This window comes from Gilliamella sp. B2838, from assembly GCF_026536185.1.
Lineage (GTDB): Bacteria > Pseudomonadota > Gammaproteobacteria > Enterobacterales > Orbaceae > Gilliamella.
On record NZ_JAFNOO010000009.1, the window covers coordinates 45,379 to 67,326 of the forward strand.

The window sequence follows — 21,948 nt, forward strand, 5'->3', positions numbered from 1 at the left end:
ATATTATCCAATCAAGTTATCTTAAAATTGACCACTTTATTATTACATTTTTAACATTTTCTGCTGTTTTTTTTATAACCTATTCGCATTATGGCAAAGTAGGTGTAATTTATGCATCTAAAAGTGGAATAAAACAATAAAAGTTTTTAGGAGAAACTATGTCATCAAAAAAATCAGTAGCACAAATTATAGTCGATGTTTTAGGTGAAGCCGGAGTTAAACATTGTTATGGGATTGTGGGCGATACATTAAACCAAATTACATCTGCCATTAAAAAAAGTGATATTGAGTGGGTGCACGTTCGTCATGAGGAAGTGGGGGCTTTTGCTGCAGGCGCTGAAGCTTATCTAACTGATCAAATAACTGCATGTGCAGGTTCATGTGGACCAGGAAGCTTACACTTTATTAATGGTATTTACGAAGCGCAACGTAATAAAGTGCCGGTTATTTTATTAGCAAGCCAATTGGTTACTTCACAAAGAGGAACTGATTTTCCACAAGAAGTTGATTTTCCATCTGTTTATAAAAATTGTTCGGTATTTTGTCAGGAAATAAATGATCCAACACAAGCAAGACAAATAACCACAGCGGCAGTTCAAGCTGCGATTAATCAACGAGGCGTTGCTGTTTTAGTCATTCCTTATAATATTAGTTTAGAAAAAGTAGAAGATAATAGTGGTCATAAAATTTACCATCCTAAACCAATTATTCATCCTTCTAACGAAGAACTTAATCAAATTGCCGATATATTAAATAAAAATCATAAGATAGCAATCTTTGCCGGACAAGGCGCTCATGAGGCTCATGATGAATTAATTGGTCTTGCAGAAAAACTAAAAGCGCCAATTGTGCATACATCAAGAGCCAAAGATTTTGTTGAATATGATAACCCATATAATGTGGGTATGACTGGTATGTTTGGGGTTGAATCAGGTTCGACCGCAATCAAAGATTGTGACGTACTACTGATGTTAGGTGCTGATTTTGCTTGGTCACAATTTTACCCAAATAAAGCAATCATTATCCAAGTTGACATTGATGCTACGCATCTTGGACGACGTCATCCTGTGAGTGTGGGCGTTGTTGGTAGTACTAAACCAACAATTACAGCTTTATTGCCATTAATTAACGAAAAGCAAGAGACAGCTTTCTTAGTGAAATGTCGTGAGCTATACACCAAGTCAATGAATAAATTAAATAAAAAATCAATGCCTTCAAAAGCAACCATTCATCCTCAATATTTAACTGAATTAGTGGATAAATATGCAACAGATGATGCGGTTCTTTGTGCTGATGTTGGATCTGCTATGGTTTGGGCATGTAGACATTTTAATACTAATGGTAAAAGACGCACCGTAATTAGTTTAAAACATGGCACAATGGCAAATGCGATGCCTCAAGCGTTAGGTGTACAAAAGGCATTTCCTAATCGCCAAGTCATAACTTTATCTGGTGACGGTGGTATTAGTATGTTGATGGGGGATTTATTAACCACCATCCAAGAAAAATTACCAATAAAAATTATCGTACTTAACAATGGTTCACTTAATTTTGTTGAATTAGAGCAGAAAGTAGAAGGATTGGTTGATCATTATACCGACCTACAAAACCCTAATTTTGCTAAAGTTGCTGAATCTATGGGATTGTTTGCAATAAGTGTAGAAGACTCTGATCTGCTTGAAGCAGCAATGCAATCATTTTTATCACACCCAGGCCCTGCATTGTTGGATGTGAAAACCAGCTCAAATGAGCTTGTTATGCCACCTGAAATCCAAGCGTCACAAGTGATGGGCATGGCACTTTATAGTGTAAAAGCCTCATTGCACGGCAAAATGGGAGATGTAGTTGATTTGTTAGTGGATAATTTCATTAAAAAATAATTCATGCTAAGTCGCCTAATGATGTATCATGAAGTTTAAGATAAAGGCTAATTACATGATATATTAAGATTTCTGCCGCAACATGCGGCAGAAAATCGAATTAAAAGCTCACCGCCCCTTGTTCTGCTGAAGTTAAATTTTCCCGAATAACCGAAAAAAGCTCACGGCCATAGCCATAATGAGAATCATGTAAATCAAACGCATAAGGTTGACGCTTAGCGAGTTCAGCTTCATCTACAAGTAAAGTGATTTCACCCGTTTGACCATTAACTCGAATAATATCACCCTCTTGCACTTTACTTAACAATCCCCCTTCGTAAGCTTCTGGCGTCACATGAATTGCTGCTGGTACTTTGCCTGATGCACCAGATAATCGACCATCCGTTAATAACGCAACTTTGTACCCACGATCTTGTAAAACACCGAGTGGTGTAATCAGTTTATGTAATTCAGGCATACCAATTGCTTTTGGTCCTTGATAACGCACAACAACAACACAATCTTTATCTAACTTACCTGCTTTATAATCTGCATCTAAATCATATTGACTATTAAATATTACTGCTGGTGCTTCAATTATTTGATGCTCTTTAGCGATAGCTGAGGTTTTCATAATAGCTCGCCCTAAATTGCCAGACATGACTTTTAAGCCGCCATGTGAATCAAATGGCTTTTTAATTGATGCGATAACATTTTCGTCGAGTGATTTGTTTGGACCTTCGCGGAAAATTAATTTACCATTTTCTAAAATAGGCTCTTTGGTATAGTGGCTAAGACCTCGCCCAACAACAGTTTCAACATCTTCGTGTAATAGACCACCTTCAAGCAATTCTCTGACAAGTAGTGATGTTCCTCCGGCAGCTTGAAAATAATTAATATCAGCTGGGCCATTTGGATAAATTCGACATAAGAGTGGAACAACTGTTGAAAGATCCGAAATATCATCCCAATTAACGATAATCCCAGCAGCCTTAGCCATAGCAACAATATGCATTGTTAGATTGGTTGAGCCACCTGTCGCGAGTAATGCAACTAGACCATTTACAATTACTTTTTCATCAACCATTTTACCAACAGGCATATAATTACCTGATTGATTTGTGAGGCGGGTAATTTGCTGCGCGGCTGCATTAGTTAACTCAAAACGTAATGCTGTTTCTGGATGGACAAATGCGGCTCCGGGTAAATGTAATCCCATAAGTTCAATGACCATTTGATTACTATTTGCGGTGCCATAAAAAGTACACGTTCCACTGGTATGGTATGACGCTGATTCAGATTCTAATAAATCTTCGCGAGAAGCTTTTCCTTCTGAATAGAGCTGGCGTATACGAACTTTTTCTTTATTTGGCAAACCTGAAGGCATTGGGCCGGCTGGTATAAAAATAGCAGGTAAGTGCCCAAAAGTGAGCGCGCCGATAAATAATCCTGGTACAATTTTATCACATATACCAAGATATAAAGCGCCATCAAACATATTGTGTGACAAACCAATAGCAACTGACATAGCAATGATATCTCGACTCATTAACGAAAGTTCCATCCCCGGCTCACCTTGCGTAACGCCATCACACATGGCCGGTACACCGCCAGCCATTTGGCCAACAGCACCTAGTTTATGCAGCACTTTTCGTATCTGTTCTGGATAAAACTCATAAGGTTTATGTGCTGATAACATATCGTTATAAGCACTAATAATGCCAATATTACTTTTTAATATATTTTTTAAGTCATTTTTATCATCAATACAACAAGCGGCAAAACCATGTGCTAAATTACTGCAAGGCAGATTGGCTCGATTGACTCTGTTAGACATGGCATGTTCTATTTTCTGTAAATAAGCTTCACGCGAAGCTTTTGAGCGCGCTATAATACGCTGTGTAACTGCTTGAACTGTTGGATTCACATTAACCTCTTAATTTTTATTGTTATATTCTTTTAATTTTTATATGTTAAAAGCAGTGGCAAATTGAACGGATGACGTTTTCAGTATCGTTGATAACCCCTGCTAATGGCTGTTCGATATTGATGGTATAAACCTCTTTTTCATCAGGCGTCGGCTCTTCTAAGGTATCAAATTGTGATTGCAACATATTGGCTTTTTGATAATGCCCTTCACGTTTTGCTAACCGTTCAGCAATAACATCAAAGCTGCCTTTTAAGTATATAAAGTGAACATTTTCATTTTCACCCCGAATAATATCTCGATAGCGTTTTTTTAACGATGAACAAATTATGATCGAAATATTATTAACATTACTCATTGCAAATGCTGCATTACTGATTAAATGGAGCCAAGGCATACGATCTTCATCATTTAATGGGATACCATTACGCATTTTTATGATATTTGCTTTAGAGTGTAAAAAATCACCATCAAGAAAAGCAGCATCAAAGTCATAAGCCACTTGCTTTGCGACTGCTGATTTTCCACAACCAGATACTCCCATAAAAACAAAAACTTGTTTATTTTTTTTAGTCATTGTTTATCCTTATTATTCATTTGTTACGGGTAACATTTTGTCACATTAATCTTTTTTTGCAATAGATAAAACATTTTTTTGTGATCGTGATCAGATTTTATCTTTTGCTATCTCAATTAGATGGAGATGATTTATTTCTCTTTATTTGAAAAAAATAGATTTCGATCACAAAACTTATTATTGCTGTTTGCTTTTATATTCGAAAGAAAATAATCTTTCGAATATAGCTTTTGTTTTCGAAATAACATAAATCAAGTATGGAGATTAATTATGAAAAAATGCCGGCTTCTTTTCGAAGACAACCTTGTTTTTAAAAATCAATTAGAAGCATTAACCTATATCAGTCAGCAATTGCAGCAAAAAACAATTGTTAAAAAAAGTCATTTGCAAGCACTTATCGCAAGAGAAAATGCCTTTCCAACCGGCATTGCATTTGATAATTATGCTGTTGCGATTCCTCACTGTGAAGCTGAACATGCCAATACCCCTGCTATTTTTATTTTGCGAACAGGTTCACCGGTTGCTTTCAATCGGGCTGATGATGATAGTTTAGTTGATGTCTCGCTAATTATTTCGTTAGTTGTTACCTCGCCTGCAGATCAATTAGCGCTTTTAAAAGCCTTATTTACTAATTTGCAACATGAAGAATTTTATCAGTTTCTTCTAAATGCATCGCAAGAACAAATTACGACGCATTTTGAAAATGTAATATTTCATCAATGAGTTACAGGAGTTTTTATGAAAAAAAAGATTATTGTTGCCTGTGGTGGTGCTGTTGCAACTTCGACATTAGCCGCGGAAGAAATAAAAGAACTATGCAATGAAAATAATATTCAACTTGATCTTATTCAATGTCGTATAAACGAAATAAACACGTTTATTGATGATGTCGACTTAATTTGTACTACAGCAAAGATGGATCAACAGTTTGGTGATATTCCTATTGTACATGGCATGCCTTTTGTGTCTGGTGTAGGTATCGATCAACTTAAACAAAAAATCTTATCTATTTTAAAAGGATAAATCTATGTTTACTGAAATTATGCAGTACATTTTGGATCTAGGTCCATCAGTAATGTTACCTATTGTCATTATCCTATTTTCGTTAGCGTTAAGAATGAAACTGGGTGATTCATTAAAAGCTGGAATCCATATAGGTATTGGTTTTGTCGGTATTGGATTGGTTGTTGGTTTATTAACTAGTTCGGTCGGACCTGCGGCGCAAGCAATGGCGGAACGGTTTGATATTAGTCTTAGTATTGTTGATGTTGGATGGCCAGGTGCAGCGCCAATGACTTGGGCCTCACAAATTGCCTTAGTTGCCATTCCTATCGCCATTGTCGTCAATATAGTTATGTTAATTTTAAAATTGACGCGTGTGGTGAATGTTGATATTTGGAACATTTGGCATATGACTTTCAGCGGGGCGCTGGTTTATATTGCAACCGGCTCTTACTGGCTAGGTATTGCTGGCGTGGTTGTACATGCAATTATTGCTTATAAATTGGGGGATTGGTTTGCTAAAGATACCAAAGATTTTTTTGAACTTGACGGCATTGCCGTGCCACATGGTACTTCGGCCTATTGTGGACCGATAGCGGTATTTGTCGATGCGGTGATTGAAAAAATACCTGGCATTAGAAAGATTAATTTCAATGCGGTAGATATGCAAAAACGGTTTGGCGCATTTGGCGAGCCAGTCACAGTTGGTCTATTTATGGGGATTTTATTAGGCGTATTAGCCGGTTATGGGGTTAAACAGACCTTGCAACTTGCGATTCAAACCGCGGCAGTCATGTTATTAATGCCAAGAGTGATTAAACCCATCATGGATGGATTAACCCCCATTTCTAAACAAGCACGTAAACATTTACAGTCAAAATTTGGCGGGCAAGACTTTTTAATTGGTTTAGATCCTGCCTTATTACTCGGTCACTCAACAGTCGTATCTGCCAGCTTAATTTTTATCCCGTTAAGTATTTTTATTGCCATTGTGCTGCCCGGTAATGAAGTTCTTCCTTTTGGTGACTTAGCAACTATCGGCTTTTTTATCGCAATGGGTGTGGCGATTCATCAAGGCAATCTGTTTAGGATTATTATTTCCGGTTCAATCATTATTGCTATTACGCTTTGGATTGCAACTCAAATGGTGCCACTAACCACTCAGCTTGCCGTCAATGCCGGTACTATTACTGCTGGTAATGGCATCTCGGTTGGTGCGATGGATCAAGGTGGTTCGCCTATTACCTATATCATGGTTCAGTTAGTTAATTTAAATCAACCTATTGGTTTTGCAGTTATTGGTATCTTTTATTTGTTCTGCCTGTATTTAACCTGGAAACGAGCACAAAAACATAAATTATTGCAACAGCAAATAATAGCAAAAGACCAGATAAATCAATAAATTCGAAGTTGCACTTTAAAAAAAATTAACTGGCTTTGACTATGCGTAATAAGTCAAAGCAATACATTAACAAAATGTGATGACTAACGTAAGGAAATGAAAATGAAAACGGTTATTGTCAATGAAGGCGGAACTTTAGCTGTACAACATGTTGAAGTACCTAAAATAACCTCGCAAAATCAAATTTTAGTAAAAGTGGCTTATTGTGGTTTATGTGGTTCTGATATCCCAAGAATCTTTCATCATGCTGCACATTTTTATCCAATTACACTGGGTCATGAGTTTAGTGGTACCGTGGTTGAAAAAGGCGAGGCAGTCACAGGCTTTGCAATTGGTGATTTGATCTCTTGTGTGCCTTTATTGCCTTGTTTTAAATGTGATGAATGCCAAAAACACTATTATTCACTGTGTAAAAACTATACCTTTGTCGGATCAAGAATGGCAGGTGGATTTGCTCAATATATAGTATTAGATCAAAAAAACGCATTTAAATTACCCGAAGGAGTAAATGCATTGGAAGGCGCTTTTTTTGAGCCAATGACAGTGGGTATGCATGCACTATTATTGGCTAAAGGATGCCAAGATAAAAATTTAGTGATTGTTGGTGGTGGCACAATAGGGTTACTTACCCTGTTATGTGCCAAAGCGATGGGGGCTAAATCGATTACGGTTGTTGATATCAATGATGAGCGTTTAAAACTAGCTCAAAAATTAGGCGCTGATGCTGTCTATAATTCTAAAGATTTAACCGCTCAAGATATTCATCAAGCTTTGTCATCATGCCGTTTTGAGCAAATTGTTTTAGAAACTGCAGGATCGCCTATTACGGTTAAATTAGCTATCGAGATTGCCGGTCCTAGGGCCAAGGTCTGTTTGATTGGCACACTGCATAATGATCTTACCTTGCCAGAAAAAACATTTGGTTTGATTTTAAGGAAGGAGCTTGCAATCTTAGGTAGTTGGATGAACTATTCCGATCCTTGGCCTGGTAAAGAGTGGCAACTGGTGAGCCAATTTTTTGTAGACGGCAAAATTAAGCTTGATGATCTCATTGCTGTGATTGGTGATTTTGACGCTTTTGTTCATGAAGTGAGTAGTTTGAATGGACAACCCATGAATGGCAAAATTTTATTGAATTGCCGTTAGAATTTTAAATTAATTCCACCATGAAAAAGAGCGCTTATCTTTTGATTTTGTTTGTTATACACTGCTGAAAAATTTTCGAAAAAGGAAATAATATGAATGCAAGTGAAAGACGACAACAGATATTAGCGCTTATTAATATGAAAGGTACTTTATTGGTGAGTGATTTATCTCAGCAATATGATGTTTCAGAAGTCACGATTCGAACCGATCTCAGATTGCTAGAAAAACAAGGCGTATTAATACGTTTTCATGGTGGCGCAACTAAAATCGTTGATAATGGAGAAATGAAATCGTTTAAAGAGTTGCAATTAGAAGAGCGCTATCAGCGATTTATAGAAGCAAAAAAACGTATTGCAATTGAAGCAGTTAAATATGTTAAAGAAGGTGATACAATTATTTTAGATAGCGGTAGTACAACTATGCTAATAGCTGAAGAGCTGGTAAAACTAAAACATATTACAGTGATTACCAATAGTCTGACGTCAGCATTTATCTTATCAGACAATAGTGACATCATGTTGTTTATGTGTGGAGGTACGCTCAGACACAAAACACGTTCTTTTCATGGAAAAATTGCTGAGCAATCATTAGCCGGCATTTCAGCAGATATTTTGTTTGTTGGCGCAGACGGGATTGATGCTGAAAGAGGAATAACAACGTTTAATGAAGGTTATACTATAAGTAGCGTTATGGCTAAAGCTGCAAAACATGTGATTGCGGTTTTAGATTCATCAAAGTTTGGGCGTAATGGTATCAATGTTGTGTTACCTATGAGCCAGCTTGATGTAATTATTACAGATGTTGATGTTAATAGTCGATGTAAACAAGAATTTGAAGCAAAAGGTGTTGGTTTTATAGCTGTATAAAATACAAGGATGATGGGATTTCGATGGAATGTCGTTTATAAAAAAATCATCAATTTCAGCTTATCGAATTTAAGCAAAGACTAATACTGTTACAAACTTTTTTCTTACATCATATTAACCAAATTAAGTAAGTTGAATATTTCTCATAAACAATAGTAGAGCATCATTTGTGTAGGAAAAAAACATGATATTAACCATTACAATGAACCCTTCGGTGGATATCTCTTATCCACTGGCAAAATTTAACATTAATGATATTAATCGAGTAAAAGACGTCAGAAAAACAGCCGGAGGGAAGGGACTGAATGTAACTCGGGGGATTAAATATTCGGGGATAGATGTATTAGCTTCGGGTATTGTTGGTGGCACTACGGGTGAATATATTCAAAAAAAATTGACTGAAGATGATATTAAATATGATTTTTATATTACAAAGCAGGAATCAAGAAATTGTATAGCGATTTTACATGAGGGGAATCAAACTGAAATTCTTGAATCAGGACCTATACTTACTGAACAAGATGTGATTCATTTTTTCAATCATTATCAAACACTATTAAGTCAGGCCAAAGTAATCACAATTTCTGGATCGTTGCCCCAAGGTTTTCCTGTTAATTTTTATGCTCAACTTATTGAAAAAGCGAATAAAAACAATATTCCCGTTTTACTTGATTCATCTGGCAACATGCTGCATGAGGTGTTAATCTCCCAAAATAAACCATATTTGATAAAACCCAATAAGAGTGAACTACAACAAATTCTACAAGTTAATATTGATGAACAAAATATTGATTCACTGATTTCAGCGGTTAATCATCCTTTGTTGGATAACATCGCTTTTGTCATTGTATCATTGGGTAAAAATGGCGCCTTTGCTCGTTGTCATGGACAATATTATCGAGTAACAATTCCTAAAATTAATGTGGTTAATCCTGTCGGTTCTGGAGATGTAACTTTAGCTGGGCTGGCTGTTGGTATTCACCAACATGAACCGGTAGAGGTGATGCTTAAACGAGCTATGACGATGGGTATGTTAAATACGATGGAGTCACAAACTGGTTTTGCCAATATGCAAAACTATGATGGCTATTTCCAGCAAGTTGTTGTCCAACAAGTAATGGATAAATAACGCTTGAAAAGGCGGGGCTATTTAACTTATTTCATCTTAATAAATACTAAAAAGCACAATAATAAAGTTAGCAGATAACGACTTTTACTATTTATCACTTGTTAACTATTTCAACGGTGAGTTCATGTGGCTATGCAGTCGCAGCCTGTTGTGATACTTGTGACAATATCAGCAGCGTATTGTTGTGTTGAGATTGAATGTTTAATGAGTCTCTATACAGGTATGGCAAAAGTGATTGATTGACGTTATTTGCATTAAATGGAAATCAGTTAATGCAAAAATCGATAGAAGAGTAAATTCAATGTAGTCGTACAGGAAAATTATAATATGCAAGCTAAAGGACTTCTTTTTGATTTAGATGGGACATTAGTCAACTCATTATCAGCAGTTGAGCGTTGTTGGTTAAAATTTGCCAAGCGTCATCATCTAGATCATGATTATGTGTTGACTTCAATTCATGGGCGTAAAGCGATTGACAATATAAAGCTTTTTTTACCGGATAAACCTAATGAAGAGATAAAACAAGAGTTTAACTGGATGGAGCAATTAGAATCACAAGACTTAGATGGCATAGGTGAAATACCCGGCGCGAGTAAATTTTTACAATTGTTATCATCGCAAAATATACCTTGGGGCATTGTGACTTCTGGCACTAAAATAGTTGCTGAATCTCGATTCAACCTGCTTGGCGTAGCGAAACCACCCGTTTTTATCACGGGTGAAATGGTAGCAAAGACTAAACCTGCTCCGGACGGTTACTTGCAAGGCGCAAAAGCACTTGGATTACTTGCTGAGCAATGTATTGTTTTTGAGGATTCGATTGCGGGAATACAATCTGCTTTTAATGCTAAATGCCAAGTTATTGGTGTTAATTTACTTAACTGTGCTCAGGCAAACGTTGCATTGAACATTAATAGTTTTGATGAATTAATCATTAAAAAAGTTATGCCAACGGATATTGTGATTTCAAAAATTAATGCTGAATAACCTTAGATAAACATAATGGATAGTAAGCATAAAACGCCAGTTAACAGTTTTTGCTTACTATTAATAAATAACACTATTTGCTGATATCATCCATCACTTGTTTGAAGGTGGTGAATGAGCAAAGTCCCATTGCATTTGTTGGGCATTTTGTCATGTTTAAGGTGACTTTTTGTGGTGGATTATCACGATTCAATGGTGATAAGTTGCGAATTTGATCTGTAGATTGATAAACATACTCAATTTTCATAAATTTTTCGCCACTACTGTTGTTTCGCCATTTTTCGAATACCACTTTGCCGCCAATAGGTGTTGTTTCAAACTGGTTTGGTAAGTTATAAGGTTGAATCTGCAGTGTTGAAAATAAAGAAGCTACATTGGAGTCATGCCCTACTAAAAAAGTAAACTTTATAGTTGAGTCATTTTCAGTGAATGCTTGATTAATATAATTAACTAAATTTGCAGCGACGTGTTTTGCCACAACAGGTGAGCCAAACAGAACCTTATTATAATCTTCTTTAATGGCAACTAGTTGTTTAAATTGCTGCTCATTTTTTATTTTGCCCCAAGCTACTTTTGCTAAAGGTACGCCTTCATAGTATTGTAATATAAAGGCATCGGCAATAGATGTTCCTGTTCGTAGTGGTCCAGTAATACCAGGTTCTTTACCTTTTTCGATGATCAATTGTGTTGGTAAAGCAATAAAGTCACATTGCTTGTTGTTTAAACAATCTTTTGATTTTGGATAATTGATGACATTAGCCATGTCTCGATAGGCTTTATTTAGCTTTTTATTTAACCCGTCAATACCATTAGAATCTGCATTTTGATTAATTGAATTAATCGCAGCTTGTTTAAATTCAGGACTATCATCTCGAATAACAGGGAAAAACAGTGGATCCATCGTACCGAGTTTTTCTTTATGAATAATAGGCACTATACAGCCAGGAAAAGCACCAACCGCAAAATATTGTCCGGTCGCAATTGTTCGTTGAAGGCTGTTGGTATAAATGTAAACATCTTTTTCAGTTGGGCAACTATCGGCATTTAATAATTTATTATCCACAAGCCATTGGCTAAAATAGTGACCAAAATATGTTTCTAACACACCGCCGCGTATGGTCAAATAACTCGCTGGTGTATCCCATTGTGGCCATTGGTTTGGCGTGACTTTCCCTAGTGTGCTTGTTGGACTTGCTAATGGTGCACGTAAACCATGACGGCTAAATACGACCACTTGTTCTAAAGTATAATCATCTAGCGTATCTGTTGCATATGTTGAAAATGACAACAATGCTGTTAAACCTAATATTCCTTTAAATAGGATTTGTTTCATATGACCTCCTTTTATGTCATTTAAAAACGTGAGTTATAACATTGTTATACTCTTTTGGTTATAGCATAAAAATATTCTTTAGGCGTGGTTTAGTGATCATAATTATGCTTTGTTCAGCATTTAGCAAAAATAATGATCATCATATTCTTTTGATTTATATACCACTTTACCATTAACAATAGTTGCAACTAGTTCATTTCGCTTATTAAGTAAGACTAAATTAGCTAATTTATTGATGGAAATACTACCTAAATCTTCATCAATACCTAATGCTTTTGCTGGGTAATAGCTAGCATGTAGCCATGCTTGTTCAAAACAAATATCTGTAAATTTAGCAAAATTGTTAACAGCACGATCCAGCGTTAATACACTTCCAGCAAGACTTCCTTCATCGGTGCGTACAACATTATCTTGCATATGTACGACTAATTTGCCTAATTGATAATCTCCATTAGGCATACCGGTTGCTCGCATAGCATCAGTGATGAGTAATAAATTTTTACCACAACATTTGTGAGCAATCGCAACAGCTGCAGGATGAACATGGTGGCCATCAACAATGATTTCTGCTTGGCAATTGTCAATACTGAGTGCTGCGCCAACAACACCGGGATTACGATGCTGTAAACCTGACATCCCATTATAACAATGTACTACGCCACTTGCGCCGGCCAACAGTGCCGCTTTAGTAGTTGAATAGTCTGCATCAGTATGTCCTAGCATGACACGTATTTTTTGGCTAGATAGCCATTTGATTATCGCTATCGATTCAGGATATTCAGGCGCTAAAGCGATGCACTTTAATGTCCCTTCTGCAAGTTTTAACCATTTTTCAATGAGTAATTGATTGGGGGCATGTAGTAGTTCTTGTGGGTGTGCACCTTTGTGTGTTGCGGTAAAAAAAGGTCCTTCTAGATATGACCCAAGTAAGGTTGCACCAGATACCCCTTGTTTAATACTATTTTTTACTTGTATTAAAGCCGCTTCAATTTTTTCATGGCTTTCCGTTACTGTTGTTGCCAAAAAAGCACCTACACCACGCTGTGCTAGAAAACGACTCATGGTATCAAGAGCGGTATGCGTTGCATCCATCGTATCTGCACCCATTACGCCATGAATATGGGTATCAATTAGTGCTGGTAATACCTTAATCTCATTGACACTGGGTTTATCACTAAGCTCAATATTGGTGATTCTATCTTTTTCAATAGTGATAATGGCATTTTCTAACCAACCAATAGGTGTTAAAACTTGTTTTGCATGAATTTGCTTAGATGCCATCTGAACATTCCTTCTCATAAGTTGATTTTTTTTGTTGTTCATGCCATAAACTACTGATACTTTTATCGGCATTTTCAACAATTTTTAAACGTAAGGTTTGCAAATCCAATTCATCGCGTTGTAACAATATTTCTAATAATAGCGGCATATTAATACCACTAATCACCTCGATTTTCTCAAATTCGAAGCTAAGCGTAGCCGATAGTTTAAAAGGAGATCCACCAACAATGTCGGTCAAAAAAATGACGCCTTCACCGGTATCGTTTGATTTTAATGATGCTTTGAGCTGTTGTTCAAGTTGTTCACTACTCATCCCATCAGGAAAATCAACTGCGCTAAATTGTATTTGTTCGCCAATAATTTGTGTTGCAGCCTGAAAAAGGCCGGTAGCAAAGCTACCGTGACCGGTTAATATCACACCTATCATAATTTGTCCTTTATAAAAAACCAACTAATTTACCTAAAACACCAATTACTACAGTTAAACCAATTAATTTAACCGGTGAAAAGTTACGTTTCATGAGTGAATAAACCATTAATGTAAATCCTAACGGTAATAGATTAGGCATTAATTTATCCAGTACATCGGTTTGTAGTGCAATATGTGCCTGTCCTGCATTAATTTCTAGTGGTGTGGCTAAATGTACATACGAGGCAACTAAAGCACCAATAACGGTCATGCCAACTATTGATGCAGCATGCGAAATACGTTTAGTGTGCGTTTTTAATAATGGTAAAGTGCTGATACCAGCCCGATAACCGTAGTGAGCAAGGCCAAAACGTAATCCAAAGTGTACCACGTTAAACATTAATAGAAAGATAATTGGTCCAAATAAGCTACCTTCTAATGCCAATGATGCCCCAATTCCTGCACAAATAGGTAATAATGTCAGCCAGAATAATGCGTCACCTATACCGCCTAAAGGCCCCATTAATGCAACTTTAACTGCTCGGATGGTTGAAATATTTTCTTTGCCTTTTTCCATGGCTAATACCAGTCCAGACAAGAATGTCGCATCAAAAGGGTGGACATTAATAAATTCCATATGCATATGCATTGAATTTTTTAAATCATCTTTATTTTGATGAATTTTTCGTAATGCAGGTAAAATTGTAAATAGCCAACCGCCCGCTTGCATACGTTCATAATTGAATGAAGCTTGTAATGCAAGTGATCGAAATGCCATACGATTGATATCACTCTTAGTTAATGTGATATTTTGGCTTTGATCACTGTAGGTATCGGTCGATACTTTGCTGGTAGCTAACGCTTGTTCCATACGCTTTTCTGCTTTTTGTGCCATTTGGCTTTCACTATCGTTATTAAATCCCATCTTCCACCTCCATTGAGCCGGCTGGCTTGTTACTTTGATTGTTATCACGGCTATAATTAAAGAAATCGATCATTGCAATGGCAAGTGCGCCTAATGCAATTGCCAAAATAGGTAATTTTAGAAATGTCACGCCAAGAAAACCGAGAATAAAATAAGCGATATAAGTTTTTTTCATCATAATTTTCATTAACATGGCAAATCCAATTGCAGGCATCATACCACCGGCAATACTTAACCCATCAAGTAACCATTGTGGTGATTTTTTGACTAACTCAGTAGCTGCATCTGCACCAAAATAGATAGGTAAAAATGCGACAATAAAATAGAAACAAAATAATATAATCATTCCTAAGTAGTTGACCCATTCAATACCTTTGAAGTTGAGTTGATCGACAAATTTGTCGCATTTATGCATCATTGGTGAGTAGATAGTAAATAAAATAGTAATGCAACCTTGCACTGCAATAGCAAATGGTACGGCAATTCCAATCGCTACTTTAGGATCGGCATGAGTTAAAACGGCAAATGTGGTACCAATTACACCACCAATGACCACATTTGGTGGTTGTGCACCGGCTAACGGTACCATCCCCATCCAGACCAATTCCAATGAACCGCCAACATATAAACCTGTTGTGACATCGCCCAAAATTAGACCGACCAAAGGACCAATAACAACCGGTCTATGTAAATGCGTGAGTCCATCAAACAGATCAACGCCAGCAATACCTGCTAATAGCCCAATTAATAACGCATCGATTAACATATAGTGCTCCCTGTTATTAACAAAAGTTGAGTAAATCTGAAATTTTTTCACCGGACTCATCGGGCACTCGGCGAATTTCGCAAGTGACACCCAATTGGTGAAGTTCTTTAAATGCGGCAATATCACTTTCGTCAACCGATACCGTTTTATGTATCTGTTTTTTCCCTTCTGAAAAATGCATGTTACCGACATTGACAAATTTGATAGGTACGCCACCTTTTACTAGCGTAAGAACATCTTGTGGTGTTTTACAAACAATAAAAATTTTTTGACGATCGGCGGCTTTGCCGATGATGTCGATCGTTTTTTGCAAAGTAAAATAACGGGTTTGAATACCTTCAGCGATGACCATATCCATAAGGTTTTGTTGGACTGGATCTTGTGCAGCACTGTCATTGGCAACTAATAATAAATTAGCACCAAGTGCATTTACCCAAGTGACTCCGACTTGACCATGGACTAAACGATTATCTATGCGTGTCATTAGAATATTTGGCGTCCCCATACTGATTCCCTCCTTAGTGGTTTGATATAAAATAATTACCGTTTAGACTCGATTAAATGGATAAATAGTCACACCTTTTACAACCCTATTTACTTCACCGGTAGGACATGGATTGTCGGGCGTTAAGCCACAGCTTAATGATTTTTCAAAAGCGAGCATTTGGGCAAAAACAAGATAAGGGAAGAGTAGCCAACAATCAGCCAGATCACTATCAATCGATAAGACATTTGGGGTGTTATTGTTTTTGCCACTAAGGGCTAGAACATCGGTAGCGATATGATCGTGAACTAATTCATTAAATAAATCGTTATCATATTTGTGTATATAGGCATCATTCGAACATAAACAAATAACTAGACTTTGTTTATCTACCATAAATTTAGGACCATGGCGAAGCCCTAGTATTGAGTCAAAACGGCTGGCTATTTTGCCGGCTGTTAGTTCTAAAATTTTTAATGCTGATTCTTGAGCAAGTCCGGTAAAACAGCTACTACCCACATAGATCACTCGTTGATGTGATTTTGCTGCTAATTGTTTAGTAATATCTTGCCAGCTTATCAATTTTTGCTCTGCTATATCAGCAATTTTATTAACAGCATTGAGAGTTGTTTGGTTATCAAAATGACCAAAAATCAGTAATGTTGCTAGCATCATGCTGCTAATACTCGATGTCATAGCAAAGCTTAAATCATTGGTACCTTCTGGCATAATGAGCTCAAAAATTCGTTTGCTATTGTTGGCGTTAGCTGCATATTGGGTTAAAGCACTATTCGGATTACAAGTTATAAAAAGGTGATAACAATCTGCCACTAATTGGTCAGCAAGTTGAACTGTTGCCACACTTTCAGGACTGTTTCCTGAACGCGCAAAGGATATGATTAAGGTTTTTTTATTAGGACGTAGGTATTGTAGTGGATCTGCGACAATTTCGGTTGTGCCATAGGCAAAAAAGTTGCGGTGGGTATGCTCACGAAGCCAAGGGGCAAGTGCAACACCACCAAAAGCAGATGAACCAGCGCCAGTTAAAATGATATCTGAATTGGCATCAGCCAGTATAGGTTGCAAAAATTGTTGTAGTTCAGGTTGTTTTTGCTGAATTAGTTCAAGAACTTCGCGCCAAATTTGTGGTTGTTGCCAAATTTCTTTAGCGGTATGTTGTGCATTACGTTGTGTTAACCAATCTAGTGAATAATTAAAGTATTGTTGCATAATAAGAACCCTGTTTAGTAATTAATTTGTTTTGATAAAAATAAAGTCGTTTATGAATCTGCAATAACGACATTGATGCCTAATGTATGTAATTGTGTTAAGTAATCTTTTGGAATTTTTGAATCAGTAATTAGCGTATTAATACAATTGATCTTTTCGATCAGACAAAAACTTTTACGTCCAAATTTGGTCGAATCAGTAATAGCAATAATGTCGCTTGATACTTGACACATGATTCGATTAACAACAGCTTCAGCAAAATTAGGTGTTGTGATCCCAGCATTTAAGTCAAATCCATCAACGCCTAAAAAGAGCTTATTGAAGTGAAACATTTTTAGTTGCTCTTCAACAGTAGGGCCTGAAATCGAGTAGGCTTTTTTTCTAATATTGCCACCAGCAATAATCACATCAATATCGGTATTGGTTGATAAGTCGTAAGCAATATTGATAGCGTTGGTAAAAACAATTAAGTTTTGTTTTTTATATAAATATGGCACCATTGCTGCTGTTGTCGAGCCAGAATCAAGGATAATACGATCGCCATCTTGCACTAGCTCAGCAGCTTTTTGGGCTATTTTATTTTTTATGTTTGAATTGATGCGGCTTTTATCTAACAATGGTTTATCAAAGGCAAAGGCCTTATTTAATATAGCACCACCATAACAGCGTAATACGCAGCCTTTATCTTCTAAATGACGTAAATCATTACGAATAGTCACTGTTGATACTTTAAATAATTTACTCAACTTATTAACCGAAACTGTATTTTGGTTATCAAGTAAATGAATTATTTTTTCTCGGCGTTGTAGTGTGGTCATCATTTCATCATTCATAACACGTTCATTCACATTACTTTCATTGAGTTATTAAATTTAAACACACGAAAGACAATGAAAATGATAGATAAGTCACAAAATGCTTTTATGAAAATAACGGTAAATATTACTTTCTTTTTTAAATTAAACGAAAGGAGTGGGAAAATAGGAGAAAACAAAAAATAGAATATTATCAGTAAATTTAGTCTGTTAGGTAATTCTTGATAAGAAGTAAAAGAAAACAATTTGACCAATTTACAAAATAGTCGATTTCGATTAGCGAAGTGATCTTGATCACAAGTTTCATCTTTTTATATAAATACGAACATTTTTAACAGCGGGTATTTGTGGTTATTTAGATTGTGGATGGTTTATGTAAAACTATTTAGTTATTACAAATATTGTATCTGGGTTAAAAGGATAATGCGGTTACCTTACTTTTTTATATCTATTAGGGACTTTTTTCTCATTTCAAATTGTAAGCACTTGATGTTTAGGTTTTTATCGTTTTAGTCATAATTTTAAATAGGGATATGTGCTGCAAAATACCCTAACATTCCAACGCAACATCAAGGACAAAGTTGTCTTTAATCCTCCTTTATGTGTTATCCCGAATTAGAGAGTAGTACTAAATATTTTTATACTTAAAGACATAAAGTTCCTTAAAATTTCTGTCAGAAACTTATTTTGCAATTTTCTCGTTTTTGATGCAATTGGTTCATTGACCGTTTTATTGAAGCGATTATGTTTGAATTTTATCAATTAAATCCATAAAATCACATGACATTACGAAAAATAAGTGATTTAGGAAAGAAGATGAAAAAAGTAATTATTGCATTGTTAATTGTCACCTTTCTTGCTGGTTGCTCAACTACTCCGACTTTATTGAGTGAAGCTAAGTATACCCCAAAAGAGAGAATTTTAGGATTTGACAATAGAGTCGATAATTATGCCAATTTGGTATTAATAAGAGATAAAGGCTTTGTCGGTAGTGGCTGTTATATTAATGTATTCATTAATGGTAACGAGGCAGCAAAGCTAGAAACAAAAGAGTATGTTTCATTGTATGCACCTAGTGGAAACATTTTAGTTGGCGCATCAATACAAGGAAAGGGATTGTGTAGTTTCAATGCACCTCGTCGTGAACGTGAATTTACCCTTAACAATGGTGAAAAAAAAGTGTTCCGTTTGTTTATAGATCAAAATGGCAATACAGATATCTTGCCAACGACTATATATTAATCTGTTGACCAGAATATAGTACAAAAAGCATATTATTATTGTCGTATTTGAATTGAGATTTAAGCGGGGGGCAGATCATCCCCCTTTGGGTTAACACGTTATCACCAAAATTAACAATATCTAAATCACATAGAATAAACAGTACCAAATTTTGTAAAAACGTTAAGAAAATAAATGCGTTTCAGTATAAAATTTTAGTGTATTTTAACTAGTAATCTTTTATCTGGTTTACATTTTCAATACCTGTTTTCTTTCTAACATGATTAATTACCATCATGACGACAAAAGCAATAATGGTCAGATAGATAATAAACATGCCATATGTTGCTAACATATCAATTAATGAGCGTCCTCGCATGGCAAAATCTCGGAAAAAGCGAAAAAGCCACACTAAAGGAAAGGCATGACTGATATAATAAGCCCATATAGGCATGATACCTACGGCCATGGTTGATCCCCCCATGATGAACCCAGGTGGTACCAAAAAGATCATACGACTAGCACCTTCACCTGGGTTGTTGGTGTTCCAAGATAGCAATAAACCTAACCAGCCAAAAGCAAGTCCTGTCATAAAAATACTCGGTACAAAAGCAAAATAATTACCATCAAAGCGTAATTGTCCAAATATTACTAATATAGCCGTAATCAAGGTTAGCCCTGTTGTATAAAATAGTGCATAAGGTATTGTTCTTGCCAATAATGGCATAAAACCTCGTTCTAACACCGTTTGCCACATGCCTGTTACTTTTAGGCGACCGATGATCATTAACGATGTTAAACCATAAGTTAAAGAAGAAAAAAAGTAGACAAAATAAATAATGGTCGATATGGTCGAAGAACTTGCTGGGTTAAACATATACCGTGTTTTGATTTGCATTGGTGATAATGCTGCCTCGGTGCCTTCACGACCTAATCCTAACGCAGAAACACGACTAACACTTAGCTCCGCACCTGATTCAGGTATATATTCATTCAGACTTTGTAACACTTTCGCATTTTGCGCGTCATTGGTGTCATCGGCAAAATAACCTAAACGAACGGTCTGATCGCCTTTTTTTAAACTTTTTTCTAAGCCTTTAGGAATATATAACACTCCCAAATTACGATCGTGTGACACTAGGGTTATCGGATTAACCGGTGATCTTATCACTTCAGCAACTTGGATATAAGGTGAAGTGTTCACTTTACTAATTAATTCAGTAGAATATTTAGAACCATCAAGATCAATTACCGCAATTTTACCTTCAAACACGGCTCCATGACTAAGAACGAGCGAAAAAATGAGTGCAACAATTGCCGCTAAACCGATCGCTACTTTATAATAAGGTATAAAGTGACCGGACAGCATAGCATCAAGCTCTTCAAGCATAGATTTAATCATGTTTTGCATTATCGATCGACCTCTAATGTCATACCCGTTAATAAGTGTGGGATAGGATCAACATAAATTCTAACTTGATAAGATGTTAAGTCGGCTTGTCCTCTTTCTCGAGTCATGCGTAAATCAGCAAAAGACGGCGCTGCAGTCGCAAATCTAACCTTGCCTTTAACTGTTTTATCAAGCGCAATTACATTAGCACTTACGCTAGTACCTGGTTGGAAATCGTTAACCATCTTTTCATTGACATAAATATCAACATATTGACGATCAGTTTCTAACAGCACTGCTGGTGCGCCAGTAGGAACTAATTCCCCTTCTTCATACATGAGTTTTAAGACTTTTCCATCTTCTGGCGCGGTAAGGGTTAATCGTTGATAATTGATCTCAAGTTGTTTTAATTCTGCTTGTGATTGTGCTAATTGTGCACGCAATTGTGCTAATTGATTTTGACGATTTTCAATATTATGACGCGCATTAATAATCGATTGTAAAGTCATGCCGGTAGCATTTTTAGTTTGAGCAAATTGTTTTATTTGATCTGGTGTTGCACCGACCATTAATGTAGCTAATTGACTTTGTAATTGTATAACACTCATCTTAGTTGAAATATAAGTATTACGCGTACTATCTAATTGCGATTGTGATGCACCACCCGTTTTACGAAGTTGGGTGTGGCGATCATATTCTGTATTTGCAAAATCTCTTGCTGAAATTGCCGCATCAATATTAGCTTGTGTTGATTCAATATTTCGCCACGTTGATACTTCTGATAGATTAGTTTCATCTTCAGCAATTTTTATTGCGGCCTGTTCTTGATTAATTGCCGCTTCTTGACCTGCTATTACTGCTTTAAGTTGATCAATAGCAAGCTGTGTATCGGTATCTTCCAGTACCATTAAAACATCACCTTTTTTCACATGTTGTGATTCTTGGACGGTACGTTTTAACAATTTACCACTAACATTTTGGAAAGCGACATTAATTTCATCAGCAGTGAGTACACCTGATTTAATGCTTTTGGCAACCGATACAGCGTCGTTTCGAGAACCAAAATAAATTAATGTTGATCCTAATAAAAGCAGTAGTAAAAATATAACGGGGATTTTAATATTTTTTGGCATATTCATTATAGCTTATTTTCCATTTATTTAGTCAGCTAAGTATTAAGATAAAGTAATATGACTTTA

General features: G+C 36.2%; 21 protein-coding genes. 9 read left to right on the forward strand and 12 right to left on the reverse strand.

Going from position 1 to position 21,948, the window contains the following annotated elements; translation table 11 throughout:
- Window positions 1-158: 158 nt before the first annotated feature.
- On the forward strand, window positions 159-1,880 hold the full coding sequence (locus tag J3U63_RS10030; RefSeq protein WP_065634472.1) for a thiamine pyrophosphate-dependent enzyme: 1,722 nt from the start codon (window positions 159-161) through the stop codon (window positions 1,878-1,880).
- A gap of 100 nt (window positions 1,881-1,980) precedes the next feature.
- On the opposite strand, the gene edd is transcribed toward J3U63_RS10030, so the two are convergent.
- A complete protein-coding gene (edd, locus tag J3U63_RS10035) occupies window positions 1,981-3,786 on the reverse strand; it encodes a phosphogluconate dehydratase (protein WP_267333925.1) in 1,806 nt (601 codons plus the stop codon).
- A gap of 46 nt (window positions 3,787-3,832) precedes the next feature.
- Window positions 3,833-4,363, reverse strand: a complete 531-nt coding sequence (locus J3U63_RS10040) for a gluconokinase, GntK/IdnK-type (RefSeq protein ID WP_267344402.1) — start codon at window positions 4,361-4,363, stop codon at window positions 3,833-3,835.
- A gap of 270 nt (window positions 4,364-4,633) precedes the next feature.
- On the opposite strand from J3U63_RS10040, the gene gatA reads away from it, so the two are divergent.
- From gatA to J3U63_RS10075, 7 genes are all read left to right on the forward strand, one after another.
- Window positions 4,634-5,086, forward strand: a complete 453-nt coding sequence (gene gatA / locus J3U63_RS10045) for a PTS galactitol transporter subunit IIA (RefSeq protein WP_267344404.1) — start codon at window positions 4,634-4,636, stop codon at window positions 5,084-5,086.
- A 15-nt stretch (window positions 5,087-5,101) separates the two neighbouring features.
- Complete coding sequence (gene gatB, locus J3U63_RS10050; RefSeq protein WP_065634476.1) at window positions 5,102-5,386, forward strand: PTS galactitol transporter subunit IIB; 285 nt, start codon at window positions 5,102-5,104, stop codon at window positions 5,384-5,386.
- A gap of 4 nt (window positions 5,387-5,390) precedes the next feature.
- The gene (locus tag J3U63_RS10055) at window positions 5,391-6,767 is read left to right on the forward strand and encodes a PTS galactitol transporter subunit IIC (RefSeq protein ID WP_267344405.1); all 1,377 of its coding nucleotides are present in this window, start codon (window positions 5,391-5,393) and stop codon (window positions 6,765-6,767) included.
- Between the two features lie 102 nt (window positions 6,768-6,869).
- Window positions 6,870-7,913, forward strand: a complete 1,044-nt coding sequence (locus tag J3U63_RS10060; RefSeq protein WP_267344406.1) for an alcohol dehydrogenase catalytic domain-containing protein — start codon at window positions 6,870-6,872, stop codon at window positions 7,911-7,913.
- Between the two features lie 92 nt (window positions 7,914-8,005).
- Entirely contained in the window at window positions 8,006-8,779 is a 774-nt protein-coding gene (locus J3U63_RS10065) for a DeoR/GlpR family DNA-binding transcription regulator (protein WP_267371411.1), read from the forward strand.
- 184 nt (window positions 8,780-8,963) lie between these two features.
- Window positions 8,964-9,908 carry a hexose kinase gene (locus tag J3U63_RS10070; protein ID WP_267371412.1) on the forward strand — a complete coding sequence of 315 codons (945 nt, stop codon included), beginning with the start codon at window positions 8,964-8,966 and terminating at the stop codon, window positions 9,906-9,908.
- Window positions 9,909-10,235: 327 nt separating this feature from the next.
- On the forward strand, window positions 10,236-10,895 hold the full coding sequence (locus tag J3U63_RS10075; RefSeq protein WP_267333918.1) for an HAD-IA family hydrolase: 660 nt from the start codon (window positions 10,236-10,238) through the stop codon (window positions 10,893-10,895).
- Between the two features lie 73 nt (window positions 10,896-10,968).
- On the opposite strand, the gene agp is transcribed toward J3U63_RS10075, so the two are convergent.
- The 8 genes from agp to agaR all read right to left on the reverse strand — a co-directional run bounded on the left by agp (window position 10,969) and on the right by agaR (window position 18,144).
- Window positions 10,969-12,228, reverse strand: coding sequence for a bifunctional glucose-1-phosphatase/inositol phosphatase (gene agp / locus J3U63_RS10080; RefSeq protein WP_267344410.1), 1,260 nt, complete (start codon window positions 12,226-12,228; stop codon window positions 10,969-10,971).
- Between the two features lie 120 nt (window positions 12,229-12,348).
- The gene (gene nagA, locus J3U63_RS10085; RefSeq protein ID WP_267371414.1) at window positions 12,349-13,509 is read right to left on the reverse strand and encodes an N-acetylglucosamine-6-phosphate deacetylase; all 1,161 of its coding nucleotides are present in this window, start codon (window positions 13,507-13,509) and stop codon (window positions 12,349-12,351) included.
- On the reverse strand, window positions 13,499-13,936 hold the full coding sequence (gene agaF, locus J3U63_RS10090; protein WP_267333915.1) for a PTS galactosamine/N-acetylgalactosamine transporter subunit IIA: 438 nt from the start codon (window positions 13,934-13,936) through the stop codon (window positions 13,499-13,501). Before agaF ends, nagA begins: the two co-directional genes overlap by 11 nt.
- Before the next feature lie 10 nt (window positions 13,937-13,946).
- Entirely contained in the window at window positions 13,947-14,843 is an 897-nt protein-coding gene (locus J3U63_RS10095) for a PTS system mannose/fructose/sorbose family transporter subunit IID (protein WP_267333914.1), read from the reverse strand.
- A complete protein-coding gene (gene agaW, locus J3U63_RS10100; RefSeq protein WP_065634485.1) occupies window positions 14,833-15,609 on the reverse strand; it encodes a PTS N-acetylgalactosamine transporter subunit IIC in 777 nt (258 codons plus the stop codon). The genes J3U63_RS10095 and agaW overlap by 11 nt, the downstream gene beginning before the upstream one ends.
- Before the next feature lie 16 nt (window positions 15,610-15,625).
- On the reverse strand, window positions 15,626-16,114 hold the full coding sequence (gene agaV, locus J3U63_RS10105) for a PTS N-acetylgalactosamine transporter subunit IIB (protein WP_267333913.1): 489 nt from the start codon (window positions 16,112-16,114) through the stop codon (window positions 15,626-15,628).
- A gap of 42 nt (window positions 16,115-16,156) precedes the next feature.
- Window positions 16,157-17,323 (reverse strand): SIS domain-containing protein, encoded by a 1,167-nt coding sequence (locus J3U63_RS10110; protein ID WP_267344412.1) that lies wholly within the window; start codon window positions 17,321-17,323, stop codon window positions 16,157-16,159.
- A gap of 50 nt (window positions 17,324-17,373) precedes the next feature.
- Entirely contained in the window at window positions 17,374-18,144 is a 771-nt protein-coding gene (agaR, locus tag J3U63_RS10115) for a transcriptional repressor AgaR (RefSeq protein WP_416379600.1), read from the reverse strand.
- An 810-nt stretch (window positions 18,145-18,954) separates the two neighbouring features.
- On the opposite strand from agaR, the gene J3U63_RS10120 reads away from it, so the two are divergent.
- Complete coding sequence (locus J3U63_RS10120; protein ID WP_267344413.1) at window positions 18,955-19,380, forward strand: lipoprotein; 426 nt, start codon at window positions 18,955-18,957, stop codon at window positions 19,378-19,380.
- A gap of 208 nt (window positions 19,381-19,588) precedes the next feature.
- On the opposite strand, the gene J3U63_RS10125 is transcribed toward J3U63_RS10120, so the two are convergent.
- Both J3U63_RS10125 and J3U63_RS10130 read right to left on the reverse strand, forming a co-directional pair.
- Entirely contained in the window at window positions 19,589-20,770 is a 1,182-nt protein-coding gene (locus tag J3U63_RS10125) for an ABC transporter permease (protein WP_267333909.1), read from the reverse strand.
- A complete protein-coding gene (locus J3U63_RS10130; RefSeq protein WP_065634490.1) occupies window positions 20,770-21,888 on the reverse strand; it encodes an HlyD family secretion protein in 1,119 nt (372 codons plus the stop codon). Before J3U63_RS10130 ends, J3U63_RS10125 begins: the two co-directional genes overlap by 1 nt.
- Window positions 21,889-21,948 lie beyond the last annotated feature (60 nt).